The sequence below is a fragment of the Bradyrhizobium sp. SHOUNA76 genome, assembly GCF_023006445.1.
Classification (GTDB): Bacteria; Pseudomonadota; Alphaproteobacteria; order Rhizobiales; family Xanthobacteraceae; genus Bradyrhizobium.
Window position 1 is genome coordinate 1 of sequence record NZ_JALBHA010000490.1, and the last position, 4,683, is coordinate 4,683.

A 4,683-nucleotide genomic window follows, 5' to 3' on the forward strand; every position below is an offset into this window, starting at 1 on the left:
CGGCTTTGCAGCGATCTGCGGTTCCTCGGTCGCGACCGCCGCGACCTTCTCCGCCGTGGCCTATCCCGAGATGCGCCGCTTCGGCTATCCGCAGTCCTTTGCCACCGGCGTGATCGCGGCCGGCGGAACGCTGGGCGCGATGCTGCCGCCCTCCACCGTGCTCGCGGTCTACGGCATCATCACCGAGCAGGACATCGGAAAGCTCTTCATCGCCGGCATCATCCCGGGCCTGCTGGCGATGAGCATGTACATGATCACGATCTTCCTGATCGGTTATTTCCGCCCCGACTTCCTGCCAAAGGGCAAGGTGACCCCGTGGCGCGAGCGCTTCGCCGGGTTGAAGGAGATCTGGGCGCCGGTGCTGCTGTTCGTGTTCGTCATCGGCGGCCTCTACGGCCTGCCCTATTTGCCGCGCTTCACGCCGACGGAGGCGGGCGGCGTCGGCGCCGCCGGCGCGTTCATCATCGGCGTGCTGACGGGCCGCCTCGACCGCGAGAAGATCCTGGCCTCGCTGCTGCAGGCGACGCGCACCGCGGCCGCGGTCTTCACCGTGCTGATCGGCGCACTGATCTTCGGCTATTTCCTGACAGTGACGCAGACGCCGCAGAAAGTGACCGAATTTCTCACCGGCCTCGGTCTCGGCAGCTACGGCGTGCTGGCGCTGATCATGGTGATGTATCTCGTGCTCGGCTGCCTGATGGACGCCATGGCGATGATCATCCTGACTGTGCCGATCATCTTCCCCGTGATCACGCATCTCGGCTTCGACCCGATCTGGTTCGGCGTCATCATCGTGATGACGGTCGAACTCGGCCTGATCCATCCGCCGGTCGGCATGAACGTCTTTGTCATCAAGAGCGTGGTGAAGGACGTCTCCTTCTCCACCATCTTCAAGGGCGTGATCCCGTTCGTCGCGACGGATCTGGTGCGGCTGGTGATCCTGATCGCCTTCCCGCTGCTGGCGACGTGGCTGCCGACGCGGATGATGGCGCATTGACGAGGTGAAGCGATGATCACGCCGACGTTAGAGACGAAGTACGCCTTCACCATCACCGCGCGCATCGGCGACGTCGTCACCGCCGGCGAGACCGGCATCGGCGTGCGCCGCATCATCCCGATCGTCGGCGGCGAGGTGAAGGGCGCTGTCAACGGCAAGGTTCTGCCCTTCGGCGCCGACTTTCAGACCATCCGCCCCAACGAGCTGATCGATCTCGAAGCCAGGTACGCCTTCGAGACCGACGACGGCGCCACCGTCTATGTCGAGAACAAGGGCATGCGCTTCGGCCCGGTCGAGCTGTTGCAAAAGCTCAAGCGGGGCGAGCCGGTCGATCCCAAACTGATCTATTTCCGCACTGTGCCGCGGTTCGAGACCGGACACGAGAAGTATCGATGGCTGATGGAGCACATTTTTGTCGCTTCAGCCGCGCGACACGCGGACCGCGTGGTGATCGACGTGCATCAGGTGATGTGAGGAATCGGTCTTTGACCTAGGGCGGACCTGGTTCAGAATGTAATCTGCGCCAAGTTGTGCAGACCACGGGAGTCCCACCATGTCTCTTATGGCTTCCAGCGAACCAGCCCCCCAACACACCTTCGACTCCGCCGAAATGGGCGCCATCGCTCATCTCTACCGCGGCGAGGTCTATCGATCGACGATCTGGCGAACGCGACTCGACAACACGACCAATTGGGCGATCGTCACGATGGGCATCGCACTGTCGACGACATTTTCGAGCCCGGGAGCTTCGCCTCTGCCACTCGTACTCGTCGGACTGCTCCTTGCCGTGTTCCTTGGTATGGAGGCGCGGCGTTATCGCTATTTCAATGTCTGGCGTGCCCGGGCTCGTTGGCTGGAGAGGAATTTCTATGCGCCAATCTTCACCGGTGAAACGCACGATGATAGCTGGAAGGCTGTTCTCGCGCGCGACTACACTGCGCCCCGCCATCACATTTCATTTGTCCGCGCTGCCGGACGGCGGTTGCGTCGCAACTACGTCTGGATTCTCGCCATCCAGGCGACCGCCTATTACGGCAAGATTGCCATCCATCCGACGCCTGCAGTGACCTTGACGGAACTTATCGATCGCGCCGCCGTCGGACCGATTCCCGGCTGGGTCGTTCTGATCGTGGGCTTTGCCTACAATTTCGGGTGGCTGGCGTTTGCACTCGGCACGATGTGGCTCGACCAACGCGAGCACGGGACCAAGGGCGACCAAGTGGCGATGGGCTGACGACACCGGCGGTTACCCGTTCCTGGGGGAGGCGAGGCGAGCGTAGCTGCCCCGCCGCCTAGGAGGGCTCCCCTCCTTGACTCCGCCCAAATTCGTTATACAACATAACTATTCTGACAAGGACGCAAATGACACAGGGAAACGCTGAGACCGCTGACGCGGGTGCCTCCGGGCTGCTCCGGATCGAGAGGGTGGACCGGGTTCTGACCGTGGGTCTGAACCGGCCGGCCAAGCGCAATGCGCTCAATGACGGCATCATCCTGGAAATCGGCGAGTGTTTTGCCTCCCTGCCCGAGGATATCGGCGCGGTCGTCATCCACGGCATCGGCGATCATTTCTCCTCAGGCCTGGACCTCTCCGAGCTGACCGAGCACGATGCGACCGGCGGCCTGCTCCATTCCCAGATGTGGCACCGGGTGTTCGACCGCATCCAGTACAGCCGCGTGCCCGTGATCGCGGCCCTCAGGGGCGCGGTGATCGGCGGCGGGCTGGAGCTTGCCTGCTCGGCGCATATCCGCGTCGCGGAGCCATCGACCTATTTCGCGCTGCCGGAGGGACAACGCGGCATCTTCGTCGGCGGCGGCGGCTCGGTGCGGCTGCCGCGGCTGATCGGTGTCGCCCGGATGATGGACATGATGCTGACGGGCCGCGTCTATAGCGCGACCGAAGGCGCCTCCTACGGCTTCGCGCAATATGTCACGGAAGCCGGCAACGCGTTCGGCAAGGCGATGGAGCTCGCGACCAAGGTCGCCTCCAACGCGCCGCTGACCAATTTCGCCGTGCTCCAGGCACTGCCGATGATCGCGGAGGCCAATCCGCAGACCGGCCTCCTGATGGAATCGCTGATGGCGACCGTCGCGCAGAGCGACAAGGAGGCCAAGCGCAGGATCCGCGAATTTCTCGAACACAAGACCGCAAAGGTAAAGCCGAAATCATGAGCGCGCAGCCGTCCTCTTCCGGCATGGAGCGCGGCGCGAGCGCTTTTCCGCTGCGGCCCATCTCGTTCGGCGATCCCGTCGTCAACATCGAGCGACGCGACGACGGCACGATTTACCTGCGGCCCAAACAGCCGCTCGGCGACTATCCCATCCGCATCACCGACCGCCTGCATCATTGGGCGACGACCACGCCGGACCGCGTCTTCATGGCCGAGCGCGAAGGCGGCCGCGGCTGGCGCAAGATCACTTACGCCGAGCTGCTCGTCGCGAGTCGGCACATCGCTTCGAGCCTGATCGCGCGCGGCCTGTCGGCGGAGCGGCCGGTCGTCATCCTCTCCGGCAACTCGATCGACCACGCTTTGCTCGCGTTCGGCGCGTTCTATGCCGGCATTCCGTTCTGCCCGGTGTCGCCGGCCTATTCGCTGGTGTCGAAGGATTACGGCAAGCTGTCTTACCTGATGAAGCTGCTGACGCCGGGCCTCGTCTTCGCCGAGGATGCCGACAGGTTCGCCGATGCGCTCGCCGCCAATGTCTCGCTCGGCACCGAGATCGCTGCGTCCTATGGCGGCGTGCCGGGCCGTGACGTCACCCTGCTCGCCGACCTCATGGCGACGCCGATCCGCAGCGATCTCGACGACGTCCACGGCAGGATCGGCCCCGACACGATCGCGAAATTCCTGCTGACCTCGGGCTCGACCGGCAACCCCAAGGCCGTCATCAACACCCAGCGCATGATCTGCGCCAACCAGGTGATGTTGCGCGAGACGCTCGCCTTCCTGAAGGACGAGCCGCCCGTCATCATCGACTGGCTGCCCTGGAACCACACCTTCGGCGGCAACCACAATATCGGGCTGACGCTCTACAACGGCGGCTCGATGTATCTGGACGCCGGCAAGCCGATGCCGGGCGGCATCGAGGAGACCGTGCGCAATCTCCAGGAGATCTCGCCGACGGTCTATTTCAACGTGCCCAAGGGCTATGAATCGCTGCTGCCCTATTTGCGCGAGGACCAGGGCCTGCGCGCGAAATTCTTCGACCGGCTGCACGCGATGTTCTTCTCGGGCGCCGCGCTGTCGCCGTTCATCTGGGACAGCCTCGACGAGCTCGCGGTAAAGGAAAAGGGTTATCGCGTGCCGATGCTGACCGGGCTCGGCGCCACCGAGACCGCACCGTTCTTCATGTCGGTCAATCCGCGCACCAGCCGCTCCGGGCATGTCGGCCTGCCTGTTTCCGGCAACGACGCCAAACTGGTGCCGAACAACGGCAAGCTGGAAGTGCGCGCCAAGGGGCCGAACGTCATGCCCGGCTACTGGCGCCAGCCCGACATCAGCGCGAAATCCTTCGACGAGGAGGGATTTTACAAGATGGGGGATGCGCTCAAGCCCGCAGACCCCGATGATCTCAACGCCGGGTTCGATTTCGACGGCCGTGTCGGTGAAGACTTCAAGCTCGCCAGCGGCACCTGGGTCAGCGTCGGCCCGCTGCGCGCGCGCCTCACAGCGGCCTGCGCACCG

General features: G+C 64.1%; 5 protein-coding genes. All 5 read left to right on the top strand.

The window, feature by feature from the left end; genetic code table 11:
• The coding region (locus tag MOV74_RS31580; RefSeq protein ID WP_246930890.1) for a TRAP transporter large permease at positions 1-997 on the top strand (997 nt) is incomplete at its 5' end.
• A gap of 12 nt (positions 998-1,009) precedes the next feature.
• Positions 1,010-1,471, top strand: a complete 462-nt coding sequence (locus MOV74_RS31585) for a DUF3237 domain-containing protein (protein ID WP_246930892.1) — start codon at positions 1,010-1,012, stop codon at positions 1,469-1,471.
• Between the two features lie 88 nt (positions 1,472-1,559).
• Complete coding sequence (locus tag MOV74_RS31590) at positions 1,560-2,231, top strand: DUF2270 domain-containing protein (RefSeq protein WP_309486855.1); 672 nt, start codon at positions 1,560-1,562, stop codon at positions 2,229-2,231.
• Positions 2,232-2,359: 128 nt separating this feature from the next.
• Complete coding sequence (locus tag MOV74_RS31595; RefSeq protein WP_246930895.1) at positions 2,360-3,169, top strand: crotonase/enoyl-CoA hydratase family protein; 810 nt, start codon at positions 2,360-2,362, stop codon at positions 3,167-3,169.
• Positions 3,166-4,683: feruloyl-CoA synthase (locus tag MOV74_RS31600; RefSeq protein ID WP_246930896.1), on the top strand; the 1,518-nt coding region annotated here is incomplete at its 3' end. The genes MOV74_RS31595 and MOV74_RS31600, both read left to right, overlap by 4 nt.

Coding starts and splice junctions, on each gene's coding strand:
- MOV74_RS31585 (WP_246930892.1), top strand. CDS start 1,010: ATGATCACGCCGACGTTAGAGACGAAGTACGCCTTCACCATCACCGCG.
- MOV74_RS31590 (WP_309486855.1), top strand. CDS start 1,560: ATGGCTTCCAGCGAACCAGCCCCCCAACACACCTTCGACTCCGCCGAA.
- MOV74_RS31595 (WP_246930895.1), top strand. CDS start 2,360: ATGACACAGGGAAACGCTGAGACCGCTGACGCGGGTGCCTCCGGGCTG.